Source organism: Virgibacillus alimentarius, assembly GCF_017874635.1.
Lineage (GTDB): Bacteria > Bacillota > Bacilli > Bacillales > Amphibacillaceae > Virgibacillus_B > Virgibacillus_B alimentarius.
The window spans coordinates 1-15,806 of the sequence record NZ_JAGIKX010000029.1 but is presented as its reverse complement, the minus strand read 5'-3'; the positions used below and the strand labels follow the sequence as shown (position 1 = coordinate 15,806).

Sequence of the window (15,806 nt, the reverse complement as noted above, 5' to 3'; positions counted from 1 at the left end):
CTTCACCCTTTCACTGTCTTTAGTTAGAAGAATTATTGTTTATTATTCCCCTAAACGAGACATTTTTTGATCTACGTTTTAATTATAGTACACTTGCATGTCCCTGATAAATATCTCCCTTTGCACCATCGATCGTGATATCATTTCCATCCTCAATTAAATCAAAGAGATTTTCTACCCCTACAATGACCGGAATACCTAGGCTTAACCCAACAACAGCCGCGTGTGAAGTTAATCCGCCTTCCTCTGTAATAATTCCACTAGCTTTTTCGATAGCAGGCATCATATCTCTATCCGTTCCATAAGTTACGAGAATATCCTCATCATCTACTTTTGCAAGAGCTTCTTCAGCATTCTTTGCAATTACAACTTTTCCATATGCACTGCGTCTTCCAATTCCCTGACCTCTTGCAATAATATCACCGATCACATGAACTTTCATTAAATTCGTTGTACCACTTTCTCCTACTGGAACACCAGCCGTAATAATTACTTTACTTCCACGTTCAAAAAGGTTCGTACTTAAACCGCGATCAATTGCAATGTCTAACATTTCATCCGTAGAGTAGACCTGTTTCCCTTGAACCGGATGTATACCCCATACTAACGATAATTGACGATTAACAACATCAGAAAATGTGATTGCAACAATTGGAGCCTTCGGTCGATATTTCGAGATCATTCGTGCAGTGTGACCACTCTCTGTCGGGGTAATAATCGCACTAACCGATAAATTTGTCGCAGTATGTGTAACCGACTGGCTTATAGCATCTGTCATTGTCATATCTACCGACTTAGAACGAGCTCTAAGAACACCTTTATGATCTATGGCTGTTTCTGCTTTAAGGGCAATATTGCTCATGATTTGGACCGATTCTACTGGATAGTGCCCTGCTGCAGTCTCACCTGAAAGCATAATTGCATCTGTACCATCAAAAATAGCATTTGCTACATCTGAGGCTTCCGCTCTTGTTGGACGGGGATTTCTTTGCATGGAATCTAGCATTTGCGTTGCTGTGATCACTGGCTTTCCAACATTATTGCATTTTTTGATTAATTCTTTTTGTACAAGCGGTACTTCTTCTGCAGGTATTTCCACACCTAAATCACCACGAGCAACCATTACTCCATTACTAGCTTCTAAAATTCCATCAATATTATCGACACCTTCCTGATTTTCTATTTTAGGAATAAGTTGGATATGCGTTGCATTATGTTCTTCAAGCAATTCTTTTATTTCTAAAATATCCGAAGGACGCCTTATAAAAGATGCAGCAATAAAATCGACACCTTGTTGGATTCCAAATTCAATATCTTTTGCATCTTTTTCTGTTATACCAGGTAAATTGACCTGTACGTTTGGGATATTCACCCCTTTTTTACTTTTAATAATACCTGAATTAAGTACTTTTGTTTTTATTTCTTGATTTTCTTTATCGATATCTAAAACCTCTAAAGCAATAAGTCCGTCATCCAGTAAGATGTTTGCCCCTTTAAACACATCGTTAATTAATCCACCGTATGTCACTGTAAATCGTTCTTCGGTACCCTGCATTTCCTTCATTGTTACATAGACGATATTTCCTTCAGTTAGTTGTGTTTCTTCATCTATAAAATCACCTGTTCTGATTTCTGGTCCTTTTGTATCTAACAAAATCGCAACGGTTTTACCCGCTTTTCTTGCGGCCTCTTTAATATTTTTAATTCTCTGTTCATGTTCTATAAAATCACCATGGGAAAAGTTTAAGCGTGCTACGTTCATTCCTGATTCAATTAATTGCGTTAATGTTTCGATAGACTCAGAGGCAGGTCCAATCGTACAAACAATCTTTGTTTTTCTCATGTTTCATTTCCTCCTAAATAGATAACTCTTTCGATAATTGATACATATCAAAATTAATCATATGCTCTTCTTCTAAAATACGTAATATATTATGATGAACTAAGTTATTGTTTTCCAACCCTACCATTAATCCTGCTTTACCTGAAAGCAATAGGTCTACCGCTTGTGCTCCAAGACGACTTGCTAAGACGCGGTCTGCTGCGGTTGGAGAACCTCCACGTTGTAAATGTCCAAGCACAGTTACACGAGTTTCCAAGTCGGTAGCATCCTGAATACGCTGACCATATTCAACCCCACTTCCAACACCTTCAGCTAAAATAATAATACTGTGTTTTTTTCCACGTTCATGTCCCCTTCTTAACCGATTAATCACATCTGGAAATTCATTTGGCTGTTCTGGAATTAAAATACTTTCTGCTCCATCAGCAAGACCAGCCCATAATGCTATGTCCCCTGCATCTCGCCCCATTACTTCAATGACGTAAGTCCGTTCGTGTGAAGTAGCGGTATCGCGAATTTTATCAATTGCTTCAATAACAGTGTTAAGCGCTGTATCAAATCCAATCGTAAAATCTGTCCCTGCTATATCGTTATCAATCGTAGCAGGGATACCGATACATGGAAATTCTTTTTCACTTAGTTTTTGTGCTCCTCGAAGGCTTCCATCTCCTCCAATTATAATTAAACCTTCAATCCCTATTTTTTTTAATTGATTAATTCCTTTTTTTTGACCTTCGTTTGTTTTAAATTCATCACAACGCGCAGAATATAACATTGTACCTCCACGATGAATAATATCGCCAACAGATCCTATTTCCATTTTTCTTATATTTCCTTCGATAAGACCTTGAAAGCCATTTTTTATACCATAAACTTCTATACCATGATAAATAGCTTTTCTAACGACAGCTCGAATGGCTGCATTCATACCAGGAGCATCCCCGCCACTTGTTAAGACACCTATTTTTTTCATTATTTCACCTCAAATCAAGCACTTCTATGGCTTAACATTGCTTTCCTAATTTAAAGATAAGCGTAATACTATAAAATATCAATTAATTAATTTTAAACAATCGCTTTTATTGAATAGGAAAATTAGTAGAGGTTGACGATTATGTCAACCTCTACTAATTTTCAAGCATACTATATTCACCAATTTGTTTATATTTTTCCCATCTTTTTTCTAGCAATTCATCTGTCGAATACTTGCGTAATAATTCTAATGATTGGTCTAATACCTTTTTAATATTTTCACCTTGCAACTTAACATCACGATGTGCCCCACCTCTTGGTTCCGGAATAATTTCATCAATAATCCCTAACTTTTTTAAATCATAAGAAGTGATCATCATTGTTTCCGCTGCCCTTTGAGCTAATCCCGCATCTTTCCATAGTAGTGCTGCTGCACCTTCCGGGGAGATAACCGAATAAGTAGAATTCTCAAGCATGTGGATTTGGTCACCAACTCCCAATCCAAGAGCACCTCCACTTCCGCCTTCACCAATTACAATACATATAATTGGGACAGTCAGACCTGCCATTTCCATTAAGTTTCGTGCTATTGCTTCACTCTGCCCTCTTTCTTCTGCTGCTTTTCCTGGATAAGCACCTTTAGTATCTATAAAACATATAATAGGACGGTTAAATTTTTCCGCCTGCTTCATATGCCGTAGCGCTTTTCTGTAACCTTCGGGATGAGGCATCCCAAAATTTCTGCGAATGTTCTCTTTGGTATCTTTGCCGCGTTGATGCCCAATAACTGTAACTGGTTCATCTTTATAATAAGCAACTCCCGACACAATAGCAGCATCATCACCAAACAGACGATCTCCATGCATTTCAATAAAATTAGTAAACAATGCATTTATGTAATCCAAAGTAGTAGGGCGTTCTTGATGTCTTGCCATTTGGACCCGATCCCAAGGTTTCAAATTTCCATATATATCATCTTCTAGCAGTTGTAATCTTTTCTCTAACGTACTAATTTCGTCTGTAAGATCAAGCTCACTATCTTTTGTAAGTGATTTTAATTCAGCTATTTTTTCTTTAAGATTTATAATTGGTTTTTCAAATTCCAGCAATTGTTTCATCATTTCCTGCCACCCTTCTGATGCATTTCAATTAACGTTTTAAGTAATTCTTTCATCTCGTGTCGATGAACTACTTTATCTAATTGACCATGCTTGAGTAAGAATTCAGAAGTCTGGAAGTCTTCAGGAAGCTTTTCACGAATCGTTTGTTCAATGATACGTCTTCCTGCAAAACCAATTAATGCTGCAGGTTCAGCAAAATTATAATCACCTAAAGAGGCAAAACTAGCAGATACACCACCCGTTGTAGGGTGTGTCATAACTGAAATCATTAAGCCTTGGGCTTTGGAAAATCTTTCAATAGCGACCGAAGTTTTAGTCATTTGCATTAAACTTAGTACGCCTTCCTGCATTCTAGCTCCGCCAGAGGCTGTAAATATAATAAAAGGCAGCGATTCGTCCTTTGCTCTTTCAATCGCACGCGCTATTTTTTCGCCGACAACCGAACCCATACTGCCCATACGAAAACTAGCATCCATAACAGCAAATGCTGTAATGTTACCTTCTATCAATCCTTTTCCGGTTACAACGGCTTCATTTATCCCTGTTTTCTCCCGATCTTTTTCAAGTTTATTTTCATACTCCGGAAAACCAAGTGGATTAATAGATATTAATTGTTTATCCCATTCTTGAAATGTATTTTCATCGAATAAACTGTCAATCCGTTCCCAGGCCTTTAATTGGTGATGCTTTCCACAATTTGGGCAAACGTTGAGGTTTTTTTGCATTTCTTTACGATAGTAAATTTTATAACATCCTGTACATTTTTGCATTAACCCTTCTGGAACATCTAATTTTGAATGTTCACTTGGTATGGATGCGTATTTTCTTTTCTTGCTTTTCTTGCCAAAAAAATCCTTAAGCAAGGTTATTCCTCCTTTTTAAACAATCCCTGGCGCACCAAGTAATGATAACAGAAGCGATTGTAGTTATACTTTTTAAGTATAGTAGAACTAATAGATAAAAGGTGTCGTAAAAGGTCGATGTGTTAAAAAGTTTCACAGGCATAAAAAGATTATCTCTATCTGTGTAACATTAATCTTCATAAGGTAAAACCACCCCATTAAATAAGTTTTCAATCAGCCCATATTGATTAGTCATATAATTTTGGAGTAGCTCTTCATAAAAAGATGGCTTATAATAGCTTTTATTAATGGTAAATGAAAACCTCTCCATGAGTTGCCATACTTTTTTCAACAACAGATTTTTAGTTTTATCAAATAAATACTCAAAAAACATAACATGTTTATCGTATGGAAGAAGTTCTGAATTATCGATAATTGATCGTAGCCTGTCCAAATCATTTTCATCAAGATCGTAAAACACCTGTTTCGCAGCTTCTTTTTCCAACATTTTTTTTGTTGAAAACAAATCGCCTTTCGTAACGCTTTTTTGTAATATAAAAGAGGATAATAACTCAACGGTTTGAAGTGAACGATATGTACTTAAGTAAGTTCCTTCACCATGTCTTGTTTCAATCAACCCTAATAATTCCAATGCACGTAAAGCCTCCCGAATAGAGGATCTGCCCGCTTGTAATTTTTCGGACAATTCCCTTTCTGAAGGCAGTTTATCGCCAGACTCCAATTGATTGTTATCAATAAACTGGCGAATTTCTTTTAATACTCCTTGATATACCTTCTGCTTAGGTGACATGGACACAGCCATGGTTCCTCCCTTTGACAAAATCTATTTATTTATTTCTGTCAATTGTCTAGTTTTTTCAGCAACGTCTTCAGGGTTTACTTGTATTCTTGCAACACCGGATTCCATAGCTGCCTTAGCAACACTTGAAGCTACAATTGGTGCTACACGTGGATCAAAAGGGGCAGGTATAACATAATCTTCACTTAATTCATCATTATTGATAAGGGAAGCAATGCCTTCAGCTGCTGCAACTTTCATTTTTTCATTAATACGTGTCGCCCGTACATCTAGAGCACCGCGAAAAATACCTGGAAATGCAAGTACGTTATTTACTTGGTTAGGAAAGTCTGATCTACCAGTACCAATGATTTTTGCGCCTGCATTTTTTGCATCCTCCGGTAATATTTCCGGATCTGGGTTAGCCATGGCAAAAATTATTGGATCATCATTCATCTTCCTTACCATATCTTGTGTTAAGGCCCCACCAACAGATACACCTATAAATACATCTGCCCCTTCTACCATTTCTTCAAGAGATCCTTGTTTTCTTTCCTTATTCGTTTTCGTAGCTATTTGTTCTTTAACCTCATTCATGCCATTGGCACGACCTTCAAAAATAGCTCCTTTGGAATCACACATAATAACTTCTCGTACCCCAAGATTATAAAGTAGTTTAATAATTGCAATACCTGCTGCACCTGCACCATTAGCTACTACTTTTATATCTGAGAATGATTTTCCTACAAGTTTTAAAGCGTTCATTAATCCAGCTACTGTCACAATGGCTGTACCGTGCTGATCGTCATGAAAAATAGGGATATTCGTTTCTTTCTTTAAACGCTCCTCAATAATAAAACAGTTAGGCGCAGCAATATCTTCTAAATTTACTCCGCCAAAGGTTGGTTGCATTAACTTCACTGTACGAACAACCTCATCAACATCACTTGTTTCTAGACAAATCGGAAATGAATCCACTCCTGCAAAGCTTTTAAAAAGCACTGATTTACCTTCCATTACCGGTAAAGCAGCTTCTGGTCCAATATTTCCCAATCCCAAAACCGCTGATCCATTACTTACTACAGCAACCATATTTCCCTTCATTGTATAATCGTACACAGTCTCTCTGCGATCATAAATTTCCTTACATGGTTCTGCAACTCCCGGGGAGTATGCTAAGCTTAGATCTTTTGCATTGCGAACAGGAACCTTCGACTGTACCGAAAGTTTCCCCTTATTTGTTTTATGAACATGTAATGCTTCATCTCTTAATTTTGTCATGCTTTACTCGCTCCCTCTTATAAAAATTTATCTATGATTTATGGCCATTCATCTTCATAAAATACTTTTAATAAAAAATAGTACTATTTTTTTCATGCGTTCACAAGGTGGTCAGACCACTTAATCATTTAATTATAACAGATAGGAATAATCTGTAAAGTTTTTGTTTATCTTTCTAAAACAACACTTCTCTTGCCAAAATAATTTTTTAGAACTTGTATACACTCATTATTTGGATTTATAAAATAATTACCGGTTAGTTTATAAGTGCGTCTGCTCTCTTCATGGTACACTATTATCGGCGTACTTCCTGGAAATTTACAAGCAATTTTCCGCAGCCAGTATAATGCCTCTTCACTATGCTTTTGCGTTAATTTGATAAATAAACGATGTGAAGTTTCTTGATTTAAAACACTTGTATCAAAAGGGGCGATTTCTGAAAGCAGCCATTGCACACTATTATTTCTTATTTCGGTTTTTCCGGATACAAAAATCATCATTTCTTCTTTTAGCCATTTTCCTTTATTTCGATAAAGTTCTGGAAAAACTACCGCCTGCATATCGGCAGTTTCATCTCCAATGGTTATGAATGCCATTGGATCACCACGTTTCGTTCGAATGGTTTTAATGGATTGAACGATTACTGCGCATTTAAGATTGTTTTTTCCTGTTAATTTTTTGGCATTGCTCATCGTGATATAACCATTTTTTCTAAGCTTCGTTCTATAATCTTTTAATGGATGACTGGACACATAAACTCCTAAGAGTTCTTTTTCAAATGTCAATCTCCTTATCTGACTAAAATCATCCATTTTGATATAGGTAGCATCTAAATTTATTTGGTCTTTAAAATAAGCAGTTTGATCCTTAAATTCACGGAACAGCTCTCCTTGTTCCATAGCTGGATCAATCGTTGCAAGCAAACTCGCACGATTTGGGTACAATTCATCGAATGCTCCAGCTAAAATAAGATTTTCGAGCACTTGCCTATTTATTACTTTAAATGAAACACGTAAACAAAAATCGAATAAACTTTTAAATGGTTTCTCCTTACGAGCACGAATAATTTCTTTAACCACTTGACCACCAATTCCCTTGACAGAAAGGAGACCGATTCGGATTGACTCTCCTTCAACCGTATACTTCCCGTAACTTTTGTTTATTGATGGCGATACTATTGATAGTTTCAAACCTTTTGCTTCTTTAATATAAAGGTCAATTTTATCTTGTTGATTGGCAACGGAACTCAATAATTCCGCAAAAAAATTCGCTGGGTAATGCGCTTTTAAAAAAGCTAACTGATATGAAATTTTACTATATGCAACCGCATGACTTCTATTAAAGCCATAATTAGAAAATTTTACTATCCACATAAATATTTGCTCTGCTATTTTTCTTTCATATCCATTTTGCAAGCACCCTCGTACAAATGCTTCTCTTTGCTCCTGCATTACGATTTCATTTTTTTTACTAACAGCTCGCCGTAAAATATCGGCTTGGCCAAGTGTAAACCCAGCTATCTGATGGGCGATTTGCATAATTTGCTCTTGATAGATTAATACACCATAGGTTTTCTCTAAAATAGACGCTAAATCTTGATGAGGATATGCAACCTGTTCAGATTTGTTTTTCCGCTTTGTATAAACAGGAATATACTCCATTGGTCCTGGTCGAAATAACGCATTAACTGCAACAATATCTTCAAATTCGGTAGGTTTTAAGTTCTTTAGTACTTGTTTCATACCGTTCGATTCTAGTTGAAAAACTCCATTTGTGTTCCCTTCTTGCAAAAGAGCGAATGTTTTAGAATCAGTCAATGGAATTTCTTGTAATGAAATATCTTTATTTCTTGAAAATTGAACTGATCGAATAATCTTTTCTAACAATGTTAAATTTCGCAAACCTAAAAAGTCAATCTTTAGCAACCCAATAGCTTCTAGATGATTCATTGAATATTGTGTTAAACTTGTTTCATTTGAGCCAGTAGTTAACGGAGCGTGTTCTACTAAAGGTTTATCGCTAATAACGACTCCCGCTGCATGTGTTGATACATGCCTTGGCAAACCTTCTAACTTTTCCGCTATTGTAAATAGCAATTTTAAGCTTTCCGACTGTTTAATATATTGCTTAAGTTCATTTGACTCCTCTACATAATTCACAATTCTTTTTTGCGCATTTGTAGGGATGTGTTTCATGATGAAATAAGCATCGGGTTGATTAATACCAATTGTTTTTATTAGTTCTCTTAATATAGATCGGGGAGCAAAAGTACCGAAAGTAATGATTTGTGCAACATGCTCTTTTCCGTACTTCTCTCGCACATATTCAATTACTTCATCCCTCCGGTTGTCCGAAAAATCAATATCAATATCAGGCATTGTAATTCGTTCCGGATTTAAAAATCGTTCAAATAATAAACCATATTTAATTGGATCTACATCAGTTATCCCTAATACATAAGCCACCAAGGAGCCAGCTGCAGAACCACGCCCTGGGCCAACTATAATATTATTTTTCTTCGCATAAGAAATAAAGTCCCATACGATTAAAAAATAATCACTAAATTTCATTGACTTAATAACCTTCAGTTCATACGTCAGTCGATCAGAAATTTCTTTTGTTATCGCACTGTACCTTTGATTTACATTGCGCCAGCATATTTTATCCAAATAGATATGCGAGTCCATTTGTCCCGGAACAGGATAAGTAGGCATTATCCGGTTGTTAAAGTTGAACGAAACGTCACATTTTTTGACAATGCTTTCTGTTTCCTTAATCACTTCTGGCCAAAAGGATCCGAATAATTGATCCATTTCTTCGGTTGTCCGTAAATGGTGCTGTTTCACCGCTGGATTAGTAATTTTTAAAGACCAGCGTTCCCCTCTTTTCATTGCTTGTAAGCAATCATAAGCAACGTCGTCTTTTTCATCAAGATAACGAACATCATTAAGCGCAGCGACAGGAATTTGTTTTATTTTGTGAAAAGCTTTTATTAATTTATGCAGCTTTCGTTCTTCCTCACGTCCATGATCTTGGATTCCTAAATAAAAATCACCCGTGTAAAACATATCTTTCCATGCATCAACATAAGACTCTGCTGCTTCTTGTTGATAATTATATAGTAGAGTCGCTAATGCACTATTTTGTACCGGAAGAATACACAAAAGATCTCTTGTCAATGAACCTAACGCTTCTTTGTCAATCGAGTCCTTTTTATTCATTTGAATATATGTACTTAACTTCATTAAGTTTTTATATCCATCGTTATTTTTGGCTAACAAGATACATTGATCTTTTTCCTGATTTAAACTTACAACTGTCGTTAACATCCCAATAATAGGTTTCAATCCATTTGATTTACAGGCTTGAAAAAAAGGAATGGCTCCATATAAGACATTTTCATCTGTAAGGGCTATCGCCTTAAAATTTAATTCTTTAGCTCTTTTAACTAGTTTTTCGATTGTAATGGTACTATTCATTAAGCTATATCCACTGCGTACTTGCAAGTGTGTAAAAGACATGCTATCCCGCCTTCAATTTCTCTAAATATATTATAACGAATCTAAGAATTACATGCATCTGAACAAACTTAAGCAGAAATTTTGATTGTGAATGAATTATAAAGAATTTACATATCTTGTCCTTTTCTTTCATATATTTTTATGACTACGACTTTTCAAAGGAGTCTTAAAATGGAAGAACGATTTTTTGTTACTTTTATTCATTGCTTTTTTATTGCTTTTGGAGTAATTATGGGTGGTGCTGTCATTGGCAGCATCGGATCATTTGTTACTGGAGAAGCCCCTTTGACAGCAATGAATCGAATTGCAAGAGGGTTACGTATTTGGGCAATCGTGGCTGCAATCGGAGGTACATTTGACGCTATTGCTAATTTTGAAAGAGGATTACTTGATGGGTCAACAATCGACCTCATTAAACAAATCTTATTTATTATATCAGCAATGGGTGGCGTAAAAGCCGCGATTGTGTTGCTTAATTGGCTTATTCAGGAGGATGTTGCCTAATGCATATTCCTCCTTATCATAAAAAAGAAAGCTGGCAGCGGTTCTTTATTGGTATGTTTTTTGGGGGCATTATTGCATATTGTATATTCATCTATATGTATGGATCAATGTATGAGCGCTTAGTTGAGCAGAATTTAAATTTACAATCAGAGTTAACAGAACTAGAAAAACAAAATGAAGTATTGTTGCAGGATAAAAAAGATTTAGATGAAAAATCAAAGGAATCATACACCATTGATTCCATTGAAATAAATATAACAAACAAAAAACAGCTTCGTTTAGAACGCTTGATCGTACATCAATTAGAAGAAATGATAAAACAAGAAATAAATCACATTATCGGACAAGACATTTCCGTTGTTGCTGAAAATGATCAGCTTCTTTTATCAACAATTGAAAATAAAACCTTTTCTATAGACGATCTCAACTATTATTTTGAAATCAAACAATTAACCATCGCAAAAAAAGTAAAGATAACTGCAAAAGCAAAAATCTCATCCTAAAATAGTCATCATTTTCCTGTCCCGTATCATATAATCATTTTTGATGGATACTTAGATTCTAATGTAAAGGGAAGGAGTATGATGTTCATTATGAATGAGCGGCAAATCAGAGATGAAAAAATGAAGCAGCTTAAAAAGGGACAGTCAGCCTATGCAGAATCATATGAGCTAATCCGGTTATTATTACGTGACATTAAGAAGTATAATTTACAGGTACATTGTGATCGTACGAATATTGGGTGCTGGTTTATCCCTATATCGGATCAAGAATAAGTGAAATGCTATTTTAAAACGCTGATCTCACTGTAAGATCAGCGTGATGTTAATCAACATAGGATCTGCAAACCTGTTCTAAATCTTGGATAACATTATCCGTTTCTTCCCATGAATACACGGAAGCACCAGCCGCCATCGGATGACCTCCACCATTATATTTAGCGGCAATATCATTAATAACCGGTCCTTTTGAACGGAGGCGTACACGTATCAAATTCTCTTCTTCTATAAAGATAGCCCATGCATTGATTCCTTCAATATCGCCTAAAGTACCGACTAAAGAACTACTTTCCATTGGGGTTATATCGTATTCTTCTAAAATAGCTTTTGTTATTTTTATACTACTCATACCTGATGAAGATAATTTAAAGTTTTGCAATATATAACCTTTTAATTTTGCTATATTGTCTTTTATACTATACAAGTTTGTATATAAATTTACTCGATCAAAATTATAAGATACAAGTTCAGCTGCATATTGAAATGTTTTTTTCGTCGTGTTTGGAAATAAAAATCTGCCAGTATCTCCTACAATACCACCATAAATCAACCGGGCTGCATCGTCATTTAGTTGAAAACCTTCATCCCTGGCTTGTAAGTAAAATTCGTAAATCATTTCACATGTAGAGCTCGCTGATGTATTTACCCACCTGATATCCCCGTATTGGTCAACATTCGGATGGTGATCAATCTTAATGATTTGTTCACCAAGTCGATATCGTTCGTCACTAATGCGATCTACATTTGCTGTGTCACACACAATAACGAGCGCTCGTTCGTATTCCTCGTTATCTACCTGATCCATTCTTACTAAGAAGTGAAGAGCTGGATCTTCTTCACCTACGATATACACTTTTTTATCAGGAAAGGATTGTTTAATTATTTCCTTTAAACCTGCTTGCGAACCAAGGGCATCAGGATCTGGCCGAACATGGCGATGAATTATAATCGATTCGTATTCTTTAATAGTTTGAATTATTTGTTTAATAGTCATTTCATTTCCCCATTCAATTTTATAATTTTTCAGTCTGGCTAAATAAGCTAAAACAAGCTACAATAGTTAAAGAAAGTAAGAAATCTTTAGCAGGAGTAGATGATATGATTATTTTTCCAATTATTATCGTTCTGTCAATTGTTTTCTATGTATATTATAAAGTCGCAATAGTAAAAAGCAAAGATCCTCTTACACAAGCATATTTCAATGCAAAATCTAGAATTTGCCTTGGAAGTTTTGTTTTCTTTTTTGGTATCAATCAATACTTATTTTACCAAACACGCTTTTCACTTTTTATAGGAATTGTTTTCTTAATTCTTGGCGGAATGCAATTGATTACTGGTTTAAAAGAAACAAAACACTACCAGAAGGAATGGAAAAGATTAAACGCTTAAGCGTGTTTGTAAGAGAAAAGCTGACTGCTTAAGTAGTCAGCTTTTTCACTTTTTAGCGGTCAATTAATTGGGCCATGATTAATCCTTTTCCTACTAGTTTACGATCATTAAAGATTTCTACATCAATTTTCGCATAAATTCTACCAATTTCCAGTGGATGTGGTTTGATAATCAGTCTACTATCAATTTGCACAGGTTTAATGAAATAGACTGTCAAATTTTCCACAACTAAATCACTTTTTTTAACATGTAATAGTAATCTGCTGCTTGCCTCAGTAATTAAAGCTGTAAATACACCATAAGACAACGTTCCTAACTGGTTAGTCATTTGAGGTGTAACTGTCGTTTGGAAAATTGTCTGATCCGCTTCAACCGTCATAATATCACTCGATACAATGTCATCAATTGTCTCTCCCACTTGAGGTTGCCGCTGAATTTGCTGCAATGCTTTTAACACATCTTGCCTAGAGACAATTCCTTGGAACTGATAAGACTGATCCACGATCGGAACCAATTCAATACCTTCCCATACCATCATATGTGCAACATATGCCAGAGAAGTTTTTCCCTGAACAACTAAAGGATTTTTTGTCATAACTTTTTCAATAAATACATGATCTTCCTGTCCAATAACATCTTTTGAAGTTACCATGCCAATAACCTGTCTTTTTTTATCAACAACAGGGAACCTTGAGTGTTTTGACTGTTCATTTAATCGATACCAATCAGCGATTGTATTTTTGGCATCTAAATAATAAACCTTCTGAAAAGATGTCGCGATATCTTCAACAAATATTATTTCTTTTTTTATTAGCTGGTCATAGATGGCACGATTTATCATCGTGGCTACTGTAAACGTATCGTAACTTGTTGAAATAAGCGGCAACTGTTTTTCATCTGCTAAACGTTTAATATGTTCCTCTGTATCAAAACCGCCAGTTATTAATACTGCAGCACCCGCACTTAAAGCTAGCTCTTGTGCTTTCATCCGATTACCTACAATCAATAAAGAATCCGCAGCAGTATAGCGCATCATCGCATCAAGTTTCATGGCACCGATTACAAATTTGTTCAATGTTTTATGAAGGCCATCTCCACCTCCTAAAACTTGTCCATCCACAATATTGATCACCTCTGCAAAGGTAAGGCGCTCAAAGTTTTCTTTTTCCTTACGTTCAATTCGTATGGTGCCAACACGTTCGATTGTGCTTACTAAACCTTGATTCTCTGCTTCTTTAATCGCACGATATGCAGTTCCATCACTTACATTTAAATCTTTTGCGATTTGTCTAACCGATATTTTATTCCCTACCTGAAGCGATATAATATGCTCTATTATTTGTTCATGTTTCGTTTTCATAGTACTTTACTCACCCGGCCTCAACTGTAATAGTCACATTAACTATTTCTTATTATACAGTTGATTGAATAGAACCTCAATGATTCTGGGTTTGGCGTTGCTTAGCTCTATCCTGTTCCATAACTGGAGGCAGTGTCATTTGTAAAAGAGTTGCCAAATTTGCCCCGACAACCACTAAAAAGAATACTAGCCAGGTTCCCCAAAAAACAATTTCTAGTTGTGTTGTTGCTTCTGGAATCAATGGCCACGCAAAATATAGAAAAAATCCAGCTAGTAATAGACGTAAAATTGCATAGTGCTGCAAATTAATCTCCCCTTCCCTTTCCAATTATATAATTTAGTTTATGAATGGAAGTATTAAATAAGAACAAGTGTGGAGTTTAGCTTCGTTCTTTCTATTATTGGAATTTGATGGTATATTGTGGGATCAGTAAAGTGGAAATTCATGCGGTGAGACTTGCTTGTGTATCAATAGGGAATAAAAGATTGACATACCAGGTAATAATCTCATTTCCATAAAAGTAAGAAATCAATGTTCCTATAATAATATACGGTCCAAAGGGAAAAGGCTGTTTGCGTTTGAGGATGTTTAAAAATAACAGCAGAGTGCTGACAATCGCACCAATTAAACAGGAAAGGAAAAAAGTGAGTAAGGTTTTCTCTAATCCTAAAATAAATCCGAGGACTCCAAACAACTTCATATCACCTGCTCCCATACCCCCTCGACTGACTATAATGATTATGGCAATCATACCAAAGGGAATGAGTGCCCCGACAATCGATGCCCACCACGAATGGAGTGGCTGGAGAATGTGAGCAATTGTAAATAAAGGTAAAAAAAACAGCAAGACTTTATTTGGAATTACCATAAATGTTAAGTCCGATATTAAAATAATCATTAGCATGGATACGATTAACAAAGCCGTAATGAGTTCAAGTGTAAAACCGAATTTTAAATAACTAACTGTAAATAAAATTCCTGTAACTGTTTCACCCATTGGGTAAATATATGATACTTTACTCTTACAATAACGACATTTGCTTCGTTGTATAATAAATGATAAGACAGGAATCAAGTCGATCCATGAAAGTCGATGTTTACAATTTGGACAAATGGAAAAATCAGTAGAAAAATTTTTATTTACCGGTAAACGTAACCCTACCACATTAAAAAATGAGCCAAAAACGAGGCCGAATATAAAAAAGAAAATAGCAACCAAAACCTCCATAACATTCCCCCTCGTATAATATGTTTAGTCTTAAATATTTTCTTATTAATTATTTTCAATCTACCTAATAGCACTTTGAGCGTAACTCCGTTACCCTTCACTGCTGGCGGATGCTTTCCGCGGGCATGGCTTGAGCCACCTCGGAAGAAACCCATTTCCTGCGGGG

Annotated in this window: 15 protein-coding genes; 4 read left to right on the top strand and 11 right to left on the bottom strand. The window is 35.7% G+C overall.

The window, feature by feature from the left end; all coding sequences use genetic code 11:
• Nucleotides 1–82: 82 nt before the first annotated feature.
• The 7 genes from pyk to dnaE all read right to left on the bottom strand — a co-directional run bounded on the left by pyk (nt 83) and on the right by dnaE (nt 10,379).
• Nucleotides 83–1,843, bottom strand: coding sequence for a pyruvate kinase (gene pyk, locus J2Z81_RS12570; protein WP_029267317.1), 1,761 nt, complete (start codon nt 1,841–1,843; stop codon nt 83–85).
• A gap of 13 nt (nt 1,844–1,856) precedes the next feature.
• Nucleotides 1,857–2,816 (bottom strand): 6-phosphofructokinase, encoded by a 960-nt coding sequence (pfkA, locus tag J2Z81_RS12565; RefSeq protein ID WP_029267319.1) that lies wholly within the window; start codon nt 2,814–2,816, stop codon nt 1,857–1,859.
• Nucleotides 2,817–2,970: 154 nt separating this feature from the next.
• Nucleotides 2,971–3,933, bottom strand: coding sequence for an acetyl-CoA carboxylase carboxyl transferase subunit alpha (accA, locus tag J2Z81_RS12560; RefSeq protein WP_029267321.1), 963 nt, complete (start codon nt 3,931–3,933; stop codon nt 2,971–2,973).
• Complete coding sequence (gene accD, locus J2Z81_RS12555; RefSeq protein ID WP_029267323.1) at nt 3,933–4,799, bottom strand: acetyl-CoA carboxylase, carboxyltransferase subunit beta; 867 nt, start codon at nt 4,797–4,799, stop codon at nt 3,933–3,935. The genes accA and accD overlap by 1 nt, the downstream gene beginning before the upstream one ends.
• Before the next feature lie 169 nt (nt 4,800–4,968).
• Entirely contained in the window at nt 4,969–5,601 is a 633-nt protein-coding gene (locus J2Z81_RS12550; RefSeq protein ID WP_029267325.1) for a FadR/GntR family transcriptional regulator, read from the bottom strand.
• Nucleotides 5,602–5,622: 21 nt separating this feature from the next.
• Complete coding sequence (locus tag J2Z81_RS12545; protein ID WP_029267327.1) at nt 5,623–6,858, bottom strand: NAD(P)-dependent malic enzyme; 1,236 nt, start codon at nt 6,856–6,858, stop codon at nt 5,623–5,625.
• Nucleotides 6,859–7,025: 167 nt separating this feature from the next.
• Nucleotides 7,026–10,379, bottom strand: a complete 3,354-nt coding sequence (gene dnaE / locus J2Z81_RS12540) for a DNA polymerase III subunit alpha (RefSeq protein WP_226371477.1) — start codon at nt 10,377–10,379, stop codon at nt 7,026–7,028.
• 171 nt (nt 10,380–10,550) lie between these two features.
• Here dnaE and J2Z81_RS12535 point away from each other — a divergent pair, with 171 nt between their 5' ends.
• From J2Z81_RS12535 to J2Z81_RS12525, 3 genes are all read left to right on the top strand, one after another.
• Complete coding sequence (locus J2Z81_RS12535; RefSeq protein ID WP_029267330.1) at nt 10,551–10,883, top strand: YtrH family sporulation protein; 333 nt, start codon at nt 10,551–10,553, stop codon at nt 10,881–10,883.
• The gene (gene ytrI, locus J2Z81_RS12530) at nt 10,883–11,386 is read left to right on the top strand and encodes a sporulation membrane protein YtrI (protein WP_226371476.1); all 504 of its coding nucleotides are present in this window, start codon (nt 10,883–10,885) and stop codon (nt 11,384–11,386) included. The genes J2Z81_RS12535 and ytrI overlap by 1 nt, the downstream gene beginning before the upstream one ends.
• A gap of 81 nt (nt 11,387–11,467) precedes the next feature.
• On the top strand, nt 11,468–11,659 hold the full coding sequence (locus tag J2Z81_RS12525; RefSeq protein ID WP_029267335.1) for a hypothetical protein: 192 nt from the start codon (nt 11,468–11,470) through the stop codon (nt 11,657–11,659).
• 49 nt (nt 11,660–11,708) lie between these two features.
• Here the strand turns inward: J2Z81_RS12525 and J2Z81_RS12520 are convergent, their stop codons facing one another.
• Complete coding sequence (locus tag J2Z81_RS12520; RefSeq protein ID WP_029267337.1) at nt 11,709–12,656, bottom strand: DHH family phosphoesterase; 948 nt, start codon at nt 12,654–12,656, stop codon at nt 11,709–11,711.
• Between the two features lie 104 nt (nt 12,657–12,760).
• Here J2Z81_RS12520 and J2Z81_RS12515 point away from each other — a divergent pair, with 104 nt between their 5' ends.
• Nucleotides 12,761–13,051 (top strand): YtpI family protein, encoded by a 291-nt coding sequence (locus J2Z81_RS12515; protein WP_029267338.1) that lies wholly within the window; start codon nt 12,761–12,763, stop codon nt 13,049–13,051.
• Between the two features lie 52 nt (nt 13,052–13,103).
• Here J2Z81_RS12515 and J2Z81_RS12510 read toward each other — a convergent pair whose 3' ends face one another.
• The 3 genes from J2Z81_RS12510 to J2Z81_RS12500 all read right to left on the bottom strand — a co-directional run bounded on the left by J2Z81_RS12510 (nt 13,104) and on the right by J2Z81_RS12500 (nt 15,640).
• Nucleotides 13,104–14,411, bottom strand: coding sequence for a DRTGG domain-containing protein (locus J2Z81_RS12510; protein ID WP_029267340.1), 1,308 nt, complete (start codon nt 14,409–14,411; stop codon nt 13,104–13,106).
• A gap of 76 nt (nt 14,412–14,487) precedes the next feature.
• Nucleotides 14,488–14,715, bottom strand: a complete 228-nt coding sequence (locus tag J2Z81_RS12505; protein WP_029267342.1) for a hypothetical protein — start codon at nt 14,713–14,715, stop codon at nt 14,488–14,490.
• 139 nt (nt 14,716–14,854) lie between these two features.
• Nucleotides 14,855–15,640, bottom strand: coding sequence for a prepilin peptidase (locus J2Z81_RS12500; protein ID WP_029267345.1), 786 nt, complete (start codon nt 15,638–15,640; stop codon nt 14,855–14,857).
• Nucleotides 15,641–15,806: the final 166 nt, after the last annotated feature.